This is a genomic window from Mesorhizobium sp. M7A.F.Ca.US.005.03.2.1 (genome assembly GCF_003997795.1).
Lineage (GTDB): Bacteria > Pseudomonadota > Alphaproteobacteria > Rhizobiales > Rhizobiaceae > Mesorhizobium > Mesorhizobium ciceri.
In genome coordinates this window covers 1-615 of record NZ_RZRP01001519.1, presented here as the reverse complement: position 1 = coordinate 615, position 615 = coordinate 1, and the positions used below count along the sequence as shown (strand labels likewise).

Genomic DNA, 615 nt, shown 5'->3' with positions numbered 1-615 from the left:
ATGGTGCCTTCGGCGGCGTTGGCCGGGTTCGTGGCGCCCATCACTTCGCGGTTCCTGGCAATGGCGTTCTCGCCTTCCAGCACCTGGACGACGGTCGGTGCCGACGACATGAATTCAACCAATTCGCCGAAGAAAGGACGGTCCTTGTGGACGGCATAGAAGCCTTCCGCTTCGCGGCGGCTCATCCAGACCCGGCGCGAGGCGATGACGCGCAGGCCTGCCTCTTCCAGCATCCTGGTGATGGCGCCGGTGAGATTGCGCCGGGTTGCGTCCGGCTTGATCATGGAAAATGTGCGTTCGAGCGCCATGGGTCGTCCTTGTCTGAGAATGGAATTGAGAGTGGCGGGCTCTATACAAGCCGCCCGGCCCATTGCCAAGGGCCCCCGATCAGACGGCTGCACAGCAACGCTTTGCTTGCTATAGTCGCGTGCCGGCGCCGCGCTGAGGTCGGGCCGTATGGAGACAACATGACCATGACAGACGATCGTCAGGAACGCATTCGCAACCGTGCGCACCAGATCTGGCTGCAAGAGGGCCAGCCGGCTGGACATCATGAGCGCCATTGGCATCAGGCGGCGGCGGATGTCGACCAGGAGGACGCCACGGACAAGTCGG

At 63.1% G+C, this 615-nt stretch carries 2 protein-coding genes; one reads left to right on the top strand and one right to left on the bottom strand.

Annotated features, from left to right (window positions below):
• The coding region (locus tag EN991_RS38855; protein ID WP_127370664.1) for a nucleoside-diphosphate kinase at window positions 1–308 on the bottom strand (308 nt) is incomplete at its 3' end.
• Window positions 309–467: 159 nt separating this feature from the next.
• Here EN991_RS38855 and EN991_RS38850 point away from each other — a divergent pair.
• Window positions 468–615, top strand: a 148-nt coding sequence (locus EN991_RS38850; protein WP_164769794.1) for a DUF2934 domain-containing protein, incomplete at its 3' end; no start/stop codon positions are given.